We start from the raw sequence: 18,040 nt of genomic DNA on the forward strand, positions 1-18,040 counted from the left end.
GGTAGATGTCCTAACCGCCTTGTCCGTTGCTATATTTTAATTTTTATCAGCTACAACGGTGGTTGACGACGTTTGTCCCATTTCCAAAAAAGTATCATCAGAGCGACTATTCCTAATTGCAGTGCGAAGTTAGGTAAAGTACTGTCAATATTTCTACCCGCGAGTAATTGAAAAAAGAATACAAATGCACCAATAAAACCGGAAGCGCCAACACCTATATAGACAAATTGCCGCAAACCACGATAAGGTGCTACCGATTCTGCTTTCAGGCGGGCATATTGTTCAGTATTAATACGATTTTTAGGATTTGGGTCTACCATAAGTAAATAATGCTATAATCTTAAATTGTGTACGCCGATGTGGCTCAGTGGTAGAGCAGCTGATTCGTAATCAGCAGGCCGTGGGTTCAAATCCCATCATCGGCTTTAATTATGCTAAAAATTCAGTGTTTATCGATTGTCAAGTTATTTGACTGCGATATCATTTTATTTACCCTTATTAAACGCTCTCCGGAAGAGATGGTGAAATTAGCCCATTGCTTCTATTTTTTAAATATTCTTATTCTACAGCAGAATTCAGGAGTCAGGAGTCAGGAGTAAAACTGGCGAATGTGTCTAGGTTTCAATTTTGATTCTGTACCTCATTGATCTGCAATCTGCTGTATTTCGAGTCAAATCCACGATGATCTTATTGAAATGCAGGATGATGATTTATTATTTCGTTCCATAATTACTTCAATAGATAGTTTATTATAAAGTGTAACGAGGTCATCAGAATTAAGTAAAAGTAATTGCGCCAGAAGATTTTGTAGAAGAAGGTGAATACAAATATTCTCAAAGGGAAATTTTCATACCTACAACATATAATAAGATGAAGCAATCTTTCCAGAAGGACAAAAAACTTACAACTAAGTCGATACAGGATGAAGATTTTGCTGAATGTGTATCATGGTGGCGGAATTGAGAAGAAAATCAAAATGCTTGTAAGTATAATTTTAGGGAATTTTATCATCAAACTAGAGCAGATGCACAACCTTTTTGGGATGCTGGTAATAAAACTGATATATTAGAGAAAAATCGGCGAGTTGCTGAAAATACGTCTGAGATTAAAGCAAGTTTGGAGCAGTGACAATGTTAGGTTTACTAGAAAAATTTAGTCGCTGGGAAGAATTAACGAGTCAATCAGCATTAGATAATGTTGATTCTGACCAAATTTTACTGATGAATGGGATTAACTGGAATATATATGAGACGCTGTTACAGCAATTTGAAAATACTTCTCATTATCGCTTTAAATATTTAGAAGGTACTTTAGAAATAATGTCTCCTAGTCGTCGCCATGAGTTTGATAAAAAGCTAATTGCTTTATTATTAGAAACCTATTTTATAGAAAAAAATATTGATTTTTATCCTTTAGGATCAACTACTTTTAGAAAGGAAGCATCCGCTAGAGGTATTGAACCAGATGAATGTTATTGTTTTGATTCTGAAAAATCTGTTCCTGATCTGGCTATTGAGGTAGTTGTCACCAGTGGAGGAATTGATGATTTATTAATTTATCAAGGTTTGGGTGTACCGGAAGTTTGGTTTTGGAAGAATCATCAATTTTCGTTATATTTTCTGCGGGGTGATAAGTATGAGAAAATATCAAAAAGTGAATTTTTACCCGATTTAGATTTAACTCTGTTGGCAAGTTTGGTTTTGTCTGGTGAAAAACCAAAAGATTTAATCTCAAAGTTCCGTAAAAGCATCTGTAAGGACAATTCATAAGTTGCCTCTACAAATATACAAAAAATATGAATCAAGTTATCCTTTATTTACATGAGAATAAATACTAGTTAAATCTGAAAAAATAGATAAATATTAACCCTACAGAAAAATATAAAAAAGTAACTGTCAAAATGCAGACTACAAAGCCCAACACACCTCAGATACCAACATTTACCACCGTTGAAGAAGAACGGTTACACCGCCAACAACGCCTAGCAGCAGCATTTCGCCTATTTTCCCGATTTGGGTTTGATGAAGGTGTTGCAGGTCATATAACTGCACGTGACCCGGAAAACCCAGAACACTTTTGGGTCAATCCCTTCGGAATGCACTTTGGTTTAATTAGAGTCAGCGACTTGATCTTAGTTAACCATGAAGGTGAAGTAATTCACGGCAACCGTCCAGTCAATCGAGCAGCTTTTGCCATTCATTCTCAGGTTCATGCGGCTCGTCCCGACGTAATAGCCGCAGCCCATGCCCATTCTATCTACGGCAAAAGCTGGTCTAGTCTTGGTCGTCTCCTTGACCCACTCACCCAAGATGCTTGTGCATTTTACCAAAACCATAGCCTGTTTGATGACTATACAGGCGTTGTCCTCGACCCAAAAGAAGGACGGCGTATTGCCCAAACTTTAGGTAATAATAAAGCCATGATTCTCAAAAACCACGGCTTATTGACAGTCGGTCACTCAATTGATGAAGCGGCTTGGTGGTTTATCACAATGGAACGTTCTTGTCAAGCTCAATTATTAGCGGAAGCGGCTGGGCAACCTAGCCCTATCAAACCAGAGTATGCTAGTTTGACCCAGAGCCAGGTGGGTTCCCGTGAATTAGGTTGGTTTAGCTTTCAACCTTTGTATGAGATGATTGTCCGACAAGAACCCGATTTGCTAAATTAATCACCTTTTTTTGCGCTTTATAATTCCGCTTGCTCCCAAAGCCCCAAATGCCAACATTCCTAATGCGGCTGAAGGTTCAGGAACAGATTGTTGATAATCAGGTTTTTTGACTGGAAAGTAGGGCTAAAGCCCTGACTACGAGCCAATTTGAAACTTTGTTACTTCATTTCACATAGTTTAATTTCTTTTCGCCTACTTATTTAGGGGAAAGCTTTGTGGCGGCGTATAAATCTCCGTTAAAAAACTTAATTAGGGCTTAATTATGAATAATTACGAATTATTTTAATTTCAAGGCTTCAGTCGCTGACATTCCCTCACCCTGAGTCCCGAAATACCACAAAGCTGCACCAGCTTCAGCACGAGTTACAGGTTTCTTGGGTTGAAATAATGTTGTATAGCCAAATACTCGCCGAATATTAGCTTGTTCAGCATTTTGGAAATCAGCCAAAACGGCTCTTAACGCCTTGGGGTCAATTTTTTCTGTATCTTGAAAACCCCAAGTTTGCTTGACTGCTTCTAAGTTAGCCGCAGGTAAAGCTTGACGGGTATCTAAAGGCACTTTCCAAAGTAGTAATTGTTCTCTTGTTAAGGGTGCATCAGGACGAAATAAAATTGCTGTCGCATCTCCAGACAACTGACTAGGAATCAATCCAGCTTCTGCTAAACCCTGAATTGCGGGAAAATCAGGATCTTTAGATAAAATATCTCTAAAAGCGGGTTGGTTACTTTCTGATGCCAAACGAATTTGTTTAGCGGGATTATTGCTATACAGGGCATTATTGGCAGCAACTAGCCAACGAGCGTATTCTCTGCGAGTAATAATTTTATTGGGTTCAAGCTGGTTGGTTGTAGCGGTGGAGTTGCTTTTAGAAGTCTGGGAATCTATAGACAATACACCTAATGTTGCTAAATCTTGAATGTGTTGTCGCCATTCTGGTGGTACTTTATTCAAGTCGGTAAATTCTTGAGGTTCAGAGGTGTCAGATTGGCTTGTTGGCTGCTTGACTACATTGATATTGGGTGTTGTCGGACCAATAAATTGAGAATCTCCGGGTTGGGGAACTGCGCTAGAATTTGTATTTGGTTGAGTTTGTGCAGTATCTGTATTATTAAGTACGTATTCAATTAGTAATTCAGTTGCTGTTTGCGGTTGATTGGGTACGGCGTTGGTAACTAATTTTGGTTGAATTGTTACCTTCAATAGCAAATTATTACGTTGTACTTCAAAAGCACCATTGACATCATCTTGTGGTTGTTGTAAAATTTGCCAGCCATTTCCTTGAAACTGAGTACGGTAAAAGCTGGCAATAACATTGCTGGGATCAGAACTTTGCCAGCGAGTTAAGATTTTATTTTCTGAACTACTGCCAGGTTTAACTTCTTCAAGTTTGGCATTGGCATAGATGGGAATATCTTTGGGAAAGTTAGCAGGTAACTGAACTGTTGATGCTGTGGGAAATTCCTTAGTCTTCGCTTCGCCAAAAACAGTAGGATCAGTTTGCAGCCGAGAATCTGCCGCCAAAGAATTCTCTAAATTTTTAGCGCCTGGGCTGTTAGCACAAGCTGTTAACGAAGAGAGTACAATGGCTAAACTTAGAAAGACAACTGGACGTTTAGAAGGCAGCACAGGAAATCACAAATTGATTGTTAATTCCTACCCTAGCATTCTTGACTTATGATTAGAAATTAAACTACAGATGTAAAGTGAAATGTCGGAGAATTGCAAACTTGAGTAGCCTCATAGGATAGCTGGAAGTTTGTACAACCTTAAGGCGGAGAAAACGTCCAGTTAGCAGACGTGCAATTCCTTTAAGACGGGCTTGGAATCGCACCCACAGGAATGCTAATTTTTCGTTTTTTTTACCCACTGCATACAGAGGTATAAAAGCAAGTTGATTGTAGAGAAGATCTGCACGATGAGTTTTGCTGAGATTATTTTGGTAATGTTCTGGATTTGGTAAACCTCCGTGTTCCCCGTAATTACGCTGAGGAATATAGTTTTTTAGTTTTCTGGCGCGCAAAAATGAATCGATATTGGAATCCCAAGTAGAGTAGTTAACGGCTCCTACTTTTTCTGTAATTTCATCTGATAGTTCTATCAGGTAACGTGCAGCCTGGGGAGTAACAATATAAGCAACAGCGGAGGTGGAAAAGCCTTCAGCATAACCATCAGGAGAAACAGAATACACTTGAGGCGCACAAGTATATAGCCAACTAATGCCAACATCGGTTTGATTGCGGTTAAAGGGTAAGGGACACTTGCCAAAACCGAGGACTGGGACGAAATCTGCTTCAATAATGATAGTGGGTTGAGTTTGTTGAGTAGCTATTTCCCAAGCCCGACGATGGTTCATGAGGCAGAGATAACTGCGAGAAAAATCTTGATATTCTGGTTTGTGTTCTTGTCTGAGGACTACGCATTCTAATCCTTCTGTAGTTAATACTGCTTCCAACTGCTGAGTAGATTCTTTGTAAGCAATGATCAATACTTTACTGATGCAGTCAACTAGAGAATTTTCATTTAGGGATTTGACTGTATTAAGGGTCATAGGAGTAAAATATGAAAATTATGACTGATAAATTTAAATTTAATTTATACCTGTAGTGATTGTCTATAAACTTATACTGAATAATTATAGTAATCCGTTTTGATTTGTGAACTTATTTGTGTGGGTAGGGAACAGGGAACAGGGAACAGGGAACAGGAAAGAAGGGTTTTAGTGTGTACTGAGTCTTGTTCAATAATTAAATAGGAGTCCTATAGTTATTTTTAACTGTGGAATCTCATCTTGGATATCTTATCTCATGTTCGCTTAATTACTTAACAAAAAATTCACCACGTCAGCACTAATTATGAAATCTTGAACCGAACACGATATCATCACTCACTGGGCTGAGTTGAAAAGTTTTGAGAACTGATATTTCGCAAACTCTTACTCTTTGCGCCTCTGCGGGAAATAAAATCATAAATTTATTCCTTGATGGACTAACTGGAAGTTATCACCAATCATCTTCAATGCTAAACTAGGAGTAAAATCTTCTTTAACCTCACCCACAGAGGGAAAAGGATAACGCTCACTCACACTGGCTTGTAATCTATTCTGGGGAAGACTCAACGTCTGACGGTACGCTGAATCAGGTAATACCCGAAAGATTCCTGTGTTAGGCAGTTGCAAAAACTGAGCGTGGGTTTATTTTTCTTGGGAATCAATGTCGTAAGCAAACCGGTCAAGTGTCGCAGCATCTTTCTGAGGATTGATAAATTTAATATTTTGCGGAAATGCTTTTTGGACTGCTGTCAAGATTTGATTAACGGTTTTGATAGTACTAATAGTTTCTTCCGGTACAGCAATAGCAGGTTGCACAGGCGCTACATAGTTGGCTATAGCTGTTTTTACAGTGCTACCAACTACTGGTAATGGGAATGAAGTTAAGTTTGGTTCCCGACTAGAAAAAGCTGTTGCTGGGTTGCCGAGATGAGGACGCTGCTTTGGTGCAATGGAAAGTACAGAATCTGACTGATGTTCTCCAGAAACCAAGGATAACGGTTTAACTAAGGCTAACTCACCTTGTCGAGACAACAACCGATTTACAACTGGGTACAACTTCCACAATTCCTGGCTAGAAGCGTACAAAGAGCAGTAAATTTGTGATTGGGACTCAGTTAACTGCACAACTACAGAAGACTGTGGAGACAACTCTCCTGTTGGGGTACACAATGTTTTCGGACTTGGGTACTGATCTGCGAGAAAAGTATGCACAGCATGAGTAAAAATGGTTAATGGCCTCCGCACGGATCTGGGCTGCTCAGTGCTTACTCAAGATAAGCAGTTCAATAAATTTGCTGCTGTACAAGCCGCGCAACTGTGGTATAAAAGCTCTCAGATCCTGACTCTGAAGAAAGAACTTCACTCATGTCAGATGAGGCTTAGTATTCCATAGCGAAGGTGCCCTTAGGAATAGAAACGAACGTAAAAGGGAGCAAAATTCCTAAAAAGATTTTGCTCATGTCAAAAACGCAGATCAGATAGGAGTACGAAAAATCTAAAATAGATATTAAATTGAAAGAAAACAACGATCATTGACAACCGTCAGTCTATTTTACTTTCTGTAAAGCGTCGCCAGGTTGTTACCAGTGCTGAAACACGATTACATGCAAGTTTCCCAGGATCAGCCTATCTATTCTGAGGCTCCACTCCAACTGTTACTGTTTGTTGATGGACGGCCACAATCCCGACAACAGGTGCAGCGAATCCGCGCCTACTTAAAAGAATTGGAAGCTGAGTATAGTTTTGAACTTCAAATCATTGATGTCGGGCAGCAACCATATTTGGCGGAACATTTTAAATTGGTAGCCACGCCCGCCTTAATCAAAATCCATCCCGAACCCCAGCAAACCTTAGCTGGAAGTAATATAATAGCCCAATTGAAAACCTGGTGGCCTCGCTGGCAAACTGCTGTAGACGCATTCTTAAAGTTACAGGAAGACTTACAAGAACGTATAGATGAGAATGTCCGGGGGACATCACCTAAATCTACAATCCGTTCCGTCGCCATTTCTGCTGAATTGATCAAACTTTCAGACGAAATTTTTCACCTGAAACAGGAAAAAGAGAAACTTCAAGAACAGCTACAGTTTAAAGATCGAGTGATTGCAATTTTGGCGCATGATCTCCGTAATCCTTTGACAGCTGTGGCGATCGCTATAGAAACTCTCCAATCTAACTACAATCCTGAAAAAGGTGACTTTCTGCGTCTGAAACCTGCCATGACGGCTTATTTATTAAAACAAGCCCGTAGTCAAACAAAGATTATTGATCGGATGATCGCGGATCTTTTAGAAGTTGGTCGTGGTGATGATACAGAATTTCCAATCACACCGCAAAAACTGGAACTGGGTAAACTTAGTTTTGATGTCTTGGAGGAATTGCGCGATCGCTACATCGCCAAATCGCAAAGAATAGAAACCGATATCCCCCAAGACTTACCCTGTGTATATGCAGATCCAGAACGCATCCGCCAAGTGCTGGTAAATCTTTTGGATAATGCCATTAAATACACTCCTGCTGGGGGCTGTATTAGCTTCGCTGGGCTACACCGCACTACCCAAAAAGTACAGTTTAGTATTGGCGATACTGGCCCTGGTATTCCCCAAGAAAACCGCGATCGCATTTTTGAAAATCATTTCCGTCTGCAACGTGATCAAGGAACAGATGGGTATGGAATTGGTCTGTCTTTATGCCAACGTATTATTCGGGCGCACTATGGTCAAATTTGGGTAGACTCAGCCCCTAATGGTGGAGCATGGTTCCATTTTACTTTACCAGTTTATCCATCTTAGTTATTATTCATTAGTAACAAACTTTAATGAGCAAATTAATAAATGCCAAATCCATTAATGTATCAACAGGATAACTTTGTGGTTCTGGAAACTAACCAACCAGAACAATTTCTGACGACTTCCGAGTTATTAGAAAAGTTAGAAAATATTTTGCAACAACTTAAATTTGAGGACTTACCTCCCGATGTCCAAAAATTTAAGTTGCTATCAGAACAAGCACAATATTTAATTGACACTAGTTGTGAGTTAGATATTGGCCCTGGAAAATATTTTCAGTGGTATGCAGTACGTTTGGAAAAGTAAAGACAGCAGGAGATGGGGAGACGCGGGGAAAGAGAGATAACTCAGGACTCAGGACTCAGGACTTAGGACTTAGGATTGAGTAGTAATTAAAGCTAGTTCAATTTTATCTTCACCTGGCTGTGTAATTTTTACCTCAACGTTAGGAGCAAAGTATTTGGTCATTTTTTCATGTTTTTGATGCCAAATATCTACTGGGATCAGAGGCGAATCAAATTCTAAAATAATACAATAAGACCCATTAACGTCCGTTTCTCGCAAACCTGTGACTAATGGTCTTTCCTCATCGCTAGGACTCAGACCTAAGTAAGCAAGCGCTCTATCTAGGTGAGCTTCTTGACCGTAGCAATATCGCGTAATGTCTTTGCGAATTTTGTTTTGAGTCACAGTTGCTTGTTGCTTCCGTAGCTCCAATACTGAAGCTGTGGTAGTTTGAGAGAAGGGTATTGGCTTCATTTCATTAGCTTTTAGAGCTAAACCTCCTAGAAATAGAGGAAAGCCATAGAAAAATCCGATCAGATTGAGTGTGGCATTATCCACACCATAAGCGATAAAGCCTGTGATGATGAGTATGCCACCCACGGTTAAACCGAGTGATCCTAGAGAAAGATTGCCTAACATAATTTGAGATTATTATAATTTCTACATATATTAGTTTTATCATCATCGGTTATCAGTAATAAGTTGCTGAAGATATTAGATCAGAATTCTGCCCATTTTGCGTTAACTTTAAATTTGAAGATAGTTAAAGATGGGAAAAAACATAATGGATCTTCAGACAATAAAGGAACGAGTTGCGTTAGTTCAAAGTAAGCGTGAGTACCTGCTGAGTCTACTGGAACAACCTAATATAGGGACTTTGAGAGTTGACGTAAATCAAGCTTTAGAAGAATTAGATGACTTAATCGATGAATTTAGACGCAGCATTCCAGAAACAGACATCAATTAAGCCCAACTGGGGCTAAAATTAATCATTTTAATAATTGCGTCGGCAATCCGTAAATTTACGGTTAAACCGACGCTATTTAGTATTAAATAAATTATTTATTAACTAGAATTGCCTTATTTTCATACTGTCAAGAGTCAAGAGTCAGAGTTCAACCCGAAAGCTAACTATTACCAGCACGTTGACCTAGCTGTCTGACTAAAGCAATGAGTTCCGTTGTAGAAGCTTCTTTTTTGCAAACGTCATCAAAGCTAGACATTGCCTTTGTCCGTTGCAAATGGATTTCATCTATAGAAGAGTAAGCTAAGATTTGAGTATTTGGAGACATAGATTTAATATAAGAAGATGCGCTCCAACCATCCATAACTGGCATATGTAAGTCTAAAACAATCACGTCAGGGCGTAAAGTTTTAAACATTTCAATAGCTTCTTGGCCATTACTGGCTAAACCTACTACTTGAATATTCTCTTGGCAAGCAAGAGCTAATTTTAAGCTTATGCGAGTCAGTTCATGATCGTCAACCACTAAGACACGCAAACTAGAAGACGGACAGGACAAAATTAACATTCCCTGCAATAAAAATTATGTACGGTAATTCCTATAGTTTATGGGAATCAGTTTCGGAATTTACTCTATCTTATGGTTGAATAAATGGGGTTTTTATGTGAAAAATCCTTAAAGAATTGCTCAGAAAATAAAGTTTGCCTAAAAAAGTTAATTTAGTACCTTTTTAAGGTATATACAATTTTTTCCGAGACAATTAGATTTTAGATCATGCCGACAGAACGCAATACCATAGACATAAGAGTTTGTTGTGAATTAGTTTCAGGACAATCATCAAAAGCACGCCGTTGAATATAACTACCATCAGATTGTAAATCCCAAGCTTGACGATTATCTGCCAACATAATTCCTAAAATTTCTTGCAAATCTTTAGCAATATCTTGGTCTTTGATTGGGGTAATGACTTCTACCCGTCTGTCTAAATTTCGGCGCATCCAATCAGCACTACCAATATATATTTCTTCTTGACCATTGTTATGGAAGTAAAAAATGCGAGAGTGTTCTAAAAATCGCCCAATGATGCTGATGACGCGAATATTTTCGCTGATGTCTTTGAGTCCTGGACGCAAGCAGCAAATACCACGGATAATCAAATCAATTTGAACTCCTGCGCGGGAGGCTGCATATAAAGTAGCGATAGTTTGCGGATCGACGAGGGCATTCATTTTAGCGACAATGCGACCTGAAAAGCCATTTTTGACATTTTCGATTTCTCGGTTAATTAGTTCAAGAAAGCGATCGCGCATATTCACAGGTGCTACTAATATTTCTCGATAAGATTTTTGGCGAGAGTATCCTGTCAAAAAGTTAAACACATCTGTTAAATCAGCACCCAATTCTTCCCGACAACTAAACAATCCCAAATCTGTATACAGTCGAGCCGTTTTCGGGTTATAGTTCCCTGTCCCAATATGCACATAACGGCGCATTCGGTCTTTTTCGCGTCGCACTACGAGGACAATTTTGCTATGGGTTTTCAGCCCCACTAAACCATAAACAACATGGACACCAACTCTTTCTAAACGCCTTGCCCAGTAAATATTATTTTCTTCATCAAACCGCGCTTTTAATTCCACCAACACAGAAACTTGTTTACCATTTTCAGCCGCAGCAATTAAGGCATTGACGATGGGTGAATCGCCAGAAGTGCGGTAAAGAGTCATTTTAATGGCTAACACATTGGGATCATGGGCAGCACTAGCAATAAAGCGTTCCACCGTCCCGGAAAAAGATTGATAGGGATGATGTACCAACAAATCCTTTTCTCGAATTATAGAAAAAAAGTCTTTTCCTTCTTCCAGTTCCAATACATTTGGATCTACACTTGACTCTTTCAGGCGTTGTAAGCGTGGAGGAACTACAGACTGTCGTGGTGTGTCTTTGAGTTCGGGAACAGGCAAAGCCATAAAATAAATTAAGTCTCGCAATCCCAAAAGACCATCTACTTCGTAAATATCGTTTTCCGTTAATTCCAAATCTTGCAATAACCTGCAACGCACAGATTCTGGAGTTTGGGATTTAATTTCTAATCGTACAGTAGTCCCACCCATACGACGTTTGCGGAGTTCCTGTTCAATTGCCAATAATAAGTCTTCTGCTTCATCTTCTTCTAGTTCTAGGTCAGCATCACGAGTAATGCGGAACGGGTGATATTCTTGAATATTCATCCCCGGAAATAGAGATTCTAAATTATGTGCGATCGCTTGTTCTAATGGTACACCTGACCAGTGAACAGTTTGTTCGTCTTGGCGAATTCCCAAATCTGGAGGTAAAGGCAAAAATCGCGGTAAAACGTTGGGGACTTTGACTCGCGCAAAAAATTCTTCTTCTGTCTCTGGGTTTTTCAGAACTACGGCCAGATTTAAGCTGAGATTAGAAATGTAGGGAAAAGGATGACTAGGATCAACAGCCAGAGGAGTGAGAACCGGAAAAATTTGTTCTTCAAAATAGTTATCTAGATAATTCCGCTGTTTTTGATTCAGTTCTATATAATCTAGAATGTAAATCCCTTGACTTGCTAATAAAGGTTGCAGTACTTGCTCAAACTGTTCATTCTGTTTTGTAACTTGAGGACTGAGTTTGAGGCGAATATCATCTAGCTGTTGCTGCGGTGTGCGACCATCGGGGGTTAATAGATTGACTTTTGCTTCTACCTGTTGCTTTAAAGCCGCAATCCGCACCATGAAGAATTCATCTAAATTAGAACTGAAGATTGCTAAAAATTTCAGGCGTTCTAACAGAGGTGTACGTGGATCACAAGCTTCATGCAACACCCGACTATTAAACTCTAACCAACTTAACTCACGATTTATATAGTATTGTGGATCACTTAGATTAATGTTAGGGTTGCTCTTCTTAGGTTTTGGCATAATTATTTAAAGGCTAGTAGATGTCGCCCATTCAACATGAGGGGACTCTACTAATATAGTAAGTCTTAGTTAAGTAAACTTTAACAGCGAGACTTAATCTGAGAGAAAATCCAGATTTTGCCAAATGCCGGTTGGGTTTTCTCGGAGTTGTCAAAATGTTTCAAGCCACTCGTCGCCGCCTTGCCCTTTGGTATACTGCTGTAACTGCTGTATTGCTTCTACTATTTGCTACTGGGGTGTATTTATATGTACGCAGTACTTTAGTGGAAAGGATCGATGATACCTTAAATCATGTAGTGGAAGTTGTAGAGCGATCGCTCGTCATTGAACCTATTAACCTCCAAAAAGATCAACTCCGAGTCAATGTAGAAGCCAGTTTTCGCAACAATGCTGACACCACAGAAGATGACCACATTGACCTAGAATGGTTTAGCCCTACGGGGAAATTACTTTGGTCAACATTCTCCGAACCTTTAGATATTCCTATTCATAACCATCCCACTGGGGAAACTGTGCGCGTAGAAGGAATGGGAAGATGGGGTGATGACGATCCTCACTCAGGACTGAAAACTCAGGACGGACTAAACGCCCCGCTACCGCTAACAGCACTTCTATTAAGACAAGTTACACAACGGGTAGAAAGGGGAAGACAGGTATTAGGTTATCTGCGTGTGAGTCATCCCTGGTTTGAAGTTACTAAACCTAGCCGTCAGTTGATATTTGATTTAGCTTTGGGTATTGGGTTAATGGTGATTTCCGTAGCAGCTACTGGGTGGTTTCTTTCGGGTAAAGCCATGGAACCAGTGGGGGAATCTTACCAACGTTTGAAACAATTTACTGCTGATGCTTCCCATGAATTGAGAAGTCCGATTGCGTTAATTCAAACTAATGTGCAAGTTGCACTGGCTGATTTAGAGTTAGCAGAAATAGAAGCAGCTACTACTATCAATTATCGACAACAATTAAAAATCGTCGAACGTCTAACTCAGCGTTTAGGAAAGTTAGTCAATGATTTACTTTTTCTGGCACGACAGGATAGTGGTATTAGCAAAGAGGTTTTTTCACCCTGTCCCCTAGATGCTTTGTTGATGGAAGTAGTAGAAGAACAAAAACTTTTAGCTACAGAAAAAGAAATTTCCCTAACTCTCAACTTAGTTGATCCTCCCTTGGAACTCGACCCAGAATTATTGGAAAATAGCTTTACTCTGATCGGAAATTGGGATCAACTGGTGCGGTTATTTACAAATTTAATTGGTAATGCTTTGCAATATACTCCCATAAATGGAAGGGTGAATGTGGAGTTAACACGGCTCGATTCCATAGGAATACGTTACACCAATTCTTATTTACAAATTAAAGTCAGTGATACAGGAGTTGGTATTCCCCCAGAGTCTTTACCACACTTGTTTGACCGTTTTTATCGCGTTGATCCTGCGCGTACACATCAGACTTCTCAGACAGCTACAGCCACCACTACGGGTTCTGGCTTAGGTTTAGCGATCGCACAAGCTATAGTCGAACGTCATCAAGGGCAAATTCAAGTTGATAGTGTCCTTGGTAAAGGTACTACCTTCATTGTCACCTTACCAATCTCTCTTGAGAATTAACTCTTGAAGCAACATTTGTTTCTTGTGATAGATGAAGAGAAAGGTACTAGTAGATTATTATTTATGTTGATGGTTAAAACTCGACAATATCACATCTCATGTAAACTACCATCGGCAGGAATTTGTCAATATTCATTGTTTACTGCTTGGGAATTGTCTGCATTTTAATTTATGTTGAAATTTGAATTGGAGCAAAGCGACTCATGCCAATTACTATCAGAGACAATATTACCTACACCTTACTCAAGAAAATTAAAGAAACTGGGCAAGGAATGCATGAAGTTCACTTTAATCAAACTGATTTTCCTAGTCATCAAATAACAATAGCCGACTTTTTGGGACATTTAGATTACTTAAATCAAAAGCATTATATCAATGCTGAGTTTACTGGTAATGCTTATGCAACTCAAGAAGATGTTCCTGATATTATTCATCCCCAGGAATTTGACTTGCGAATTGCCAATACTCTCGGCGCACCAGATGGACCTTTACCGCATTTGATTACCTTTAAAAAAGCAGAAATAACGCAACAAGGACAAAAGCTATTAGAGAAGATGGAAGCGAATCCTCCACAAGCCTCAGAGGAAAAACCATCAGTAGCTATTGCTGATAAAGATTTGCCATTTTTAGAAAAAGTCATGGCAAAAAGTGGCTTACCAGATATTTTTGATGCCAGAGATATAACTGAAGTCGTCTTCCGGGTAATGCGTGATTTAATGACAACAGAAGCAGCTGACAGAGTAGAAGCAGAACTGCATGAACCAGCTGAAATAACTACAGATAAATCCCTGCAACTAGAAATCGCAGATTTATGGCATGATACCAACCCAATTGTCGCTTTTTTGAGTCGAGTTCGTCCACCTTGGCAAGGACCAGGCATTTTTAAGATTGATAGCGATCGCTTTTTATTTAGAGTTGAAAATGAAGGAGGAATGCCAGCAAATGTAGATAGAGAGGAAGTAGTTAAAGCTATTTTTTCAGCTACTAAAGACGAATTATCACCGGAACGAATTCAAGAAGTTTCTACTTGGCTACCTGATAAAATTCGCCAAATCTGGGAAGAAGCGTAAGAAAAGACTAGAGAAGAATTACCTGTTAGCTGTTACCAATATTTTCAGAAGAGAGAAATAATAATGAATATTCACAAGTGTACTCAATTAATTGGGACTGTTTGTGGTGGATTACTGATTAGTTTACCAGCCATTCCCCAACTAGTTATGGCACAAGCAACTACTACTAAAGTTAATCCATGTCCCAAAATTTTCTACGAAGAACCACATAATAATCGGGTATTAGTTCCCGCAGGATGTCCTCCCAATGCTTTAACTCAGCAATTCATGAGACAAGGACTAATTACCCCAAATCAAAGCGGTTTAAGTGTTGGTGGTGAATCATCTCGAGTACTTAATCCCAATCCTGGTATTTTTAATGAAAGTCCTTATAATCTTTCTCAACGAAATTCTCAGCCAGTAAGCGCTACAATCCCCCAAGAACAAGCAGTAGAAACCCGTCCCCCTGACAGTGGGTTACAACCACCAGCACCAGAACAAAGACAAGAACCGAGTACAAGAATTGCGCTGGCAGATGGTAAAGCAAATATCATGTTAATTAATGATACCGGAGCAGATGTTACTTATCAAGTGATTGGTGATACAGCCCCACGCGTATTAGCAGGGAAGTCAAGCACGAATTTAACAGGTTTAAGCACACCTGTAACGGTGACATTTCAGCGGGAAGACAGAGGATTACTAATGGTGACTCCTAAAGCTGCTGAGGAAGCAGGAACCTTAGAAGTGACATTGACAGAAACAACTGATGTCAGCCAGGATAAAAATGCAATGAGAATTCAAGCAAATGGTTCAGTTTTCTTGAATTAGTATTTGATTAGTTGTAATACCTTTCTAAAAGCCCCCGGACTTATCCGTGGGGTGAATGAAAAATCCTGTTATCCCAAATTAATATGAAGCTGCATAGAATAAAATATCAAGAATAATCGACCGCAGATAAACGCAGATAAACACAGATAAAGATGAATGAATCAATGGATTTCGGAATTCTGTGCAGCGTCACATAAAATTGGTATTAGAGGATGTTTGAAAAGTTGCAAATTATACTCTAAACCCCTCTCCAAACCTCTCCCCCACAGGGAGAGAGGCTTTGATTCTTACTCCCCTTCCCTGGTAGGGAAGGGGTTGGGGGTTAGGTTCTGAGACTTTTGATGTTACCAAAAATACTTTTAAAACATCCTCTTAGAGGATTACAAATTACTAATCACGAAGAAACTTAACGTCCCTGCAATTCATTAATTCTATATAGCAATTTTGCTTCTTGTTTAATGTCGTCTAAATTTCGCGCTAGTGAAAGCGCCTGTTGATAAAAATTACGCGCTTTGCCATAATTCCCTATTTTTTCATAAAGTTCACCAGAGGAAATAAAATATTTAAATTCTTCTGTAGGACTGTTTAAGAATTTGGCAATATTCAAACGTTGTTCTAACAATTCAAACGCCCGTTCATAGCGACCAACTGCGGAATGAGCCGTAACTAAACCATCAATTGCTCGTAATTCGTTAGGACGATCAAAATTGATTTTAGCTAACCGCATTGCGGCTCCATAATTACCTATGGTGTTTTCATAGTCTCCTACGATAAGATAGGCTTCACCTAAATTATTCAAAGTATTGACTTCACCAATAACATTACCAGTTTGACGGCGAAATATTAAGGCAGTTTCTGCTAATTTGATTGCTTGGTTATAATCCCCTAATCTGGCAGTTACTAAACTTAAATTACTTAAAGAAAGTCCTTGTCCTTCAATGTTTCCTAAATTGCGAGCAATTACCAGTGCATCATTAATAGTTTGTCCTGCGGCTTTTGGTTCACCTTTTTGTAACAACAGAGTTCCCAGATTATTTAAAGCAAAAATCTGATTTTGAAAATCTTGATTATCACGAGCTATTCCTACCCGACGACGTAAAACATCTTCAGCTTCTTGGATATTACCTAATTTGATATAAGCACTAGCTAGTAAATCGTAAGTTACACCTTGAGCATTTATATCACGGATTGAGTGATAAATCTCCAGTGCTTGTAATCCTGATTCAATTGTTTTATCTGCATATCCTGAAGCATATTGTTGCCTACCTAAACGCACCAATCTATCTGCTTCTTCTCTTAATGGTAGTTCCGCAGAATTATTTAAAGGACGCTGGATTTGTTTGGTAATATCAATAGCATTAGCTGCTGTAGAACTGAGCAAACAAGCAAATAGCAAAACATAAAAACTGCCATGTTTTAATTTATTAACTTGCTGTTTGGCTAGATTAGAATTTAAGTTTAAAATGGTATGCCCTGATAAAAAATTCCCCTGTTTCATAACACTTATCCGTGAAATTTTGGATTACTCTAGAAGCTTTAAGAAAAAGTTGTTGAATTTAATCTAGTACACAAAGGTGTAAGTTAAGCAACGATTAAAAATTAATAAAAAGCTTATATAGTTTGCTTTTTTAATTTTCAATTTTTAATTTTTAATTCCCAGAAAGCGGTACTAGCTAAGTTAGGACTGAGTTAAATTTTCGCCTAAGTAAATAGCGCGAATATCCGCAGGTAATTTGTCTTCTAGCATACGATAACCTTCTTGGAGAAAATTGGCTACTTCTCCCGGAGAAATGTTTTCTCCTTCAGCTTGTAGATAAGCTGCAATTCTAGTTTCACTCCAGTGGAAGGTTTGCGCCATCAGCACTATTAAGCGCAAGACTGGTTGTAGTTGATCTAATGCTTGTTCTACATAACACCATAATGGCGGCGAAGTAGCCTGGAGAGAATAATGAATTGCTTCAGTTGGCGGTAATGTAATTTCATTAATGCAAAAAGCAGTGATATTGATTAACCAGTTTTGCAGGGTTAAATCTTGTTTTCCTGTTTCTGGGTTGGTTAAATCGAGTCCACCGAGTTCATAATAGATATGTCGCCAGGTGAGAGCAAACAGATAATCGGCTTGCACAGGCGATCGCGCCGAATGTTGAATCAAGGTGTAGACTATAGGGCTATAGCGGCAAAAAATCACCGTAAAAAACTTGCCACTATCTGGATAGCACTGAAATAGCCTCAGTAGTTCCTGGTCACTGTGATGAAACAGCGACTTAACCAGGGGGTGATTAGCTTCGGGAAAGTGAGGAATTTGCACAAGCCTTTAAATAGTAGTGGTTAAAATATACAGGTTAATGGTCATTGGTCATTAGTCAT

Annotated in this window: 19 protein-coding genes and 1 tRNA gene; 10 read left to right on the plus strand and 10 right to left on the minus strand. The window is 39.1% G+C overall.

Annotation, left to right across the window (positions count from 1 at the left end; genetic code table 11):
* Positions 1 to 50: 50 nt before the first annotated feature.
* Complete coding sequence (locus tag A9Y75_RS03990) at positions 51 to 320, minus strand: DUF3493 domain-containing protein (protein ID WP_071188258.1); 270 nt, start codon at positions 318 to 320, stop codon at positions 51 to 53.
* A gap of 33 nt (positions 321 to 353) precedes the next feature.
* Between A9Y75_RS03990 and A9Y75_RS03995 the strand changes: the two genes are divergently transcribed.
* The 4 genes from A9Y75_RS03995 to A9Y75_RS04005 all read left to right on the plus strand — a co-directional run bounded on the left by A9Y75_RS03995 (position 354) and on the right by A9Y75_RS04005 (position 2,668).
* Positions 354 to 425: transfer RNA gene (locus A9Y75_RS03995), tRNA-Thr, on the plus strand.
* Between the two features lie 6 nt (positions 426 to 431).
* The gene (locus A9Y75_RS28225) at positions 432 to 599 is read left to right on the plus strand and encodes a hypothetical protein (RefSeq protein ID WP_177176099.1); all 168 of its coding nucleotides are present in this window, start codon (positions 432 to 434) and stop codon (positions 597 to 599) included.
* Between the two features lie 531 nt (positions 600 to 1,130).
* Complete coding sequence (locus tag A9Y75_RS04000; protein ID WP_071188259.1) at positions 1,131 to 1,769, plus strand: Uma2 family endonuclease; 639 nt, start codon at positions 1,131 to 1,133, stop codon at positions 1,767 to 1,769.
* A 131-nt stretch (positions 1,770 to 1,900) separates the two neighbouring features.
* Positions 1,901 to 2,668, plus strand: coding sequence for a class II aldolase/adducin family protein (locus tag A9Y75_RS04005; protein WP_071188260.1), 768 nt, complete (start codon positions 1,901 to 1,903; stop codon positions 2,666 to 2,668).
* A gap of 277 nt (positions 2,669 to 2,945) precedes the next feature.
* Here the strand turns inward: A9Y75_RS04005 and A9Y75_RS04010 are convergent, their stop codons facing one another.
* The 4 genes from A9Y75_RS04010 to A9Y75_RS29315 form a co-directional block, all read right to left on the minus strand.
* Complete coding sequence (locus A9Y75_RS04010; RefSeq protein WP_071188261.1) at positions 2,946 to 4,295, minus strand: S-layer homology domain-containing protein; 1,350 nt, start codon at positions 4,293 to 4,295, stop codon at positions 2,946 to 2,948.
* A gap of 64 nt (positions 4,296 to 4,359) precedes the next feature.
* Entirely contained in the window at positions 4,360 to 5,217 is an 858-nt protein-coding gene (locus A9Y75_RS04015) for an LPS biosynthesis glycosyltransferase (protein WP_071188262.1), read from the minus strand.
* Between the two features lie 414 nt (positions 5,218 to 5,631).
* A complete protein-coding gene (locus A9Y75_RS29310; RefSeq protein ID WP_236721322.1) occupies positions 5,632 to 5,844 on the minus strand; it encodes a hypothetical protein in 213 nt (70 codons plus the stop codon).
* 15 nt (positions 5,845 to 5,859) lie between these two features.
* Positions 5,860 to 6,462: a hypothetical protein gene (locus A9Y75_RS29315; RefSeq protein WP_236721323.1), complete on the minus strand. Its 603-nt coding sequence runs from the start codon at positions 6,460 to 6,462 to the stop codon at positions 5,860 to 5,862.
* A 341-nt stretch (positions 6,463 to 6,803) separates the two neighbouring features.
* Here A9Y75_RS29315 and A9Y75_RS04025 point away from each other — a divergent pair, with 341 nt between their 5' ends.
* Positions 6,804 to 8,009, plus strand: a complete 1,206-nt coding sequence (locus tag A9Y75_RS04025) for a histidine kinase (RefSeq protein WP_177176100.1) — start codon at positions 6,804 to 6,806, stop codon at positions 8,007 to 8,009.
* A 42-nt stretch (positions 8,010 to 8,051) separates the two neighbouring features.
* Positions 8,052 to 8,312, plus strand: a complete 261-nt coding sequence (locus tag A9Y75_RS04030) for a chlororespiratory reduction protein 7 (RefSeq protein WP_071188264.1) — start codon at positions 8,052 to 8,054, stop codon at positions 8,310 to 8,312.
* A 69-nt stretch (positions 8,313 to 8,381) separates the two neighbouring features.
* Here A9Y75_RS04030 and A9Y75_RS04035 read toward each other — a convergent pair whose 3' ends face one another.
* Positions 8,382 to 8,930, minus strand: coding sequence for a DUF2854 domain-containing protein (locus A9Y75_RS04035; RefSeq protein ID WP_071188265.1), 549 nt, complete (start codon positions 8,928 to 8,930; stop codon positions 8,382 to 8,384).
* A 145-nt stretch (positions 8,931 to 9,075) separates the two neighbouring features.
* Between A9Y75_RS04035 and A9Y75_RS04040 the strand changes: the two genes are divergently transcribed.
* Positions 9,076 to 9,258 carry a hypothetical protein gene (locus A9Y75_RS04040; RefSeq protein WP_071188266.1) on the plus strand — a complete coding sequence of 61 codons (183 nt, stop codon included), beginning with the start codon at positions 9,076 to 9,078 and terminating at the stop codon, positions 9,256 to 9,258.
* Between the two features lie 160 nt (positions 9,259 to 9,418).
* Here the strand turns inward: A9Y75_RS04040 and A9Y75_RS04045 are convergent, their stop codons facing one another.
* Complete coding sequence (locus A9Y75_RS04045; RefSeq protein WP_071188267.1) at positions 9,419 to 9,823, minus strand: response regulator transcription factor; 405 nt, start codon at positions 9,821 to 9,823, stop codon at positions 9,419 to 9,421.
* A gap of 200 nt (positions 9,824 to 10,023) precedes the next feature.
* The gene (gene ppk1 / locus A9Y75_RS04050; RefSeq protein WP_071188268.1) at positions 10,024 to 12,189 is read right to left on the minus strand and encodes a polyphosphate kinase 1; all 2,166 of its coding nucleotides are present in this window, start codon (positions 12,187 to 12,189) and stop codon (positions 10,024 to 10,026) included.
* A gap of 155 nt (positions 12,190 to 12,344) precedes the next feature.
* On the opposite strand from ppk1, the gene A9Y75_RS04055 reads away from it, so the two are divergent.
* The 3 genes from A9Y75_RS04055 to A9Y75_RS04065 all read left to right on the plus strand — a co-directional run bounded on the left by A9Y75_RS04055 (position 12,345) and on the right by A9Y75_RS04065 (position 15,673).
* Positions 12,345 to 13,796 carry a HAMP domain-containing sensor histidine kinase gene (locus tag A9Y75_RS04055; RefSeq protein WP_071188269.1) on the plus strand — a complete coding sequence of 484 codons (1,452 nt, stop codon included), beginning with the start codon at positions 12,345 to 12,347 and terminating at the stop codon, positions 13,794 to 13,796.
* Between the two features lie 554 nt (positions 13,797 to 14,350).
* Positions 14,351 to 14,866 (plus strand): DUF2267 domain-containing protein, encoded by a 516-nt coding sequence (locus A9Y75_RS30355; protein ID WP_201788392.1) that lies wholly within the window; start codon positions 14,351 to 14,353, stop codon positions 14,864 to 14,866.
* Positions 14,867 to 14,929: 63 nt separating this feature from the next.
* A complete protein-coding gene (locus A9Y75_RS04065) occupies positions 14,930 to 15,673 on the plus strand; it encodes a hypothetical protein (RefSeq protein ID WP_071188271.1) in 744 nt (247 codons plus the stop codon).
* 406 nt (positions 15,674 to 16,079) lie between these two features.
* Here A9Y75_RS04065 and A9Y75_RS04070 read toward each other — a convergent pair whose 3' ends face one another.
* Positions 16,080 to 17,171, minus strand: coding sequence for a tetratricopeptide repeat protein (locus tag A9Y75_RS04070; protein WP_071188272.1), 1,092 nt, complete (start codon positions 17,169 to 17,171; stop codon positions 16,080 to 16,082).
* Between the two features lie 180 nt (positions 17,172 to 17,351).
* On the minus strand, positions 17,352 to 17,981 hold the full coding sequence (locus A9Y75_RS04075; protein WP_071188273.1) for an RNA polymerase subunit sigma-70: 630 nt from the start codon (positions 17,979 to 17,981) through the stop codon (positions 17,352 to 17,354).
* Positions 17,982 to 18,040 lie beyond the last annotated feature (59 nt).

The sequence above is a fragment of the Trichormus sp. NMC-1 genome (assembly GCF_001858025.1).
Lineage (GTDB): Bacteria > Cyanobacteriota > Cyanobacteriia > Cyanobacteriales > Nostocaceae > Anabaena.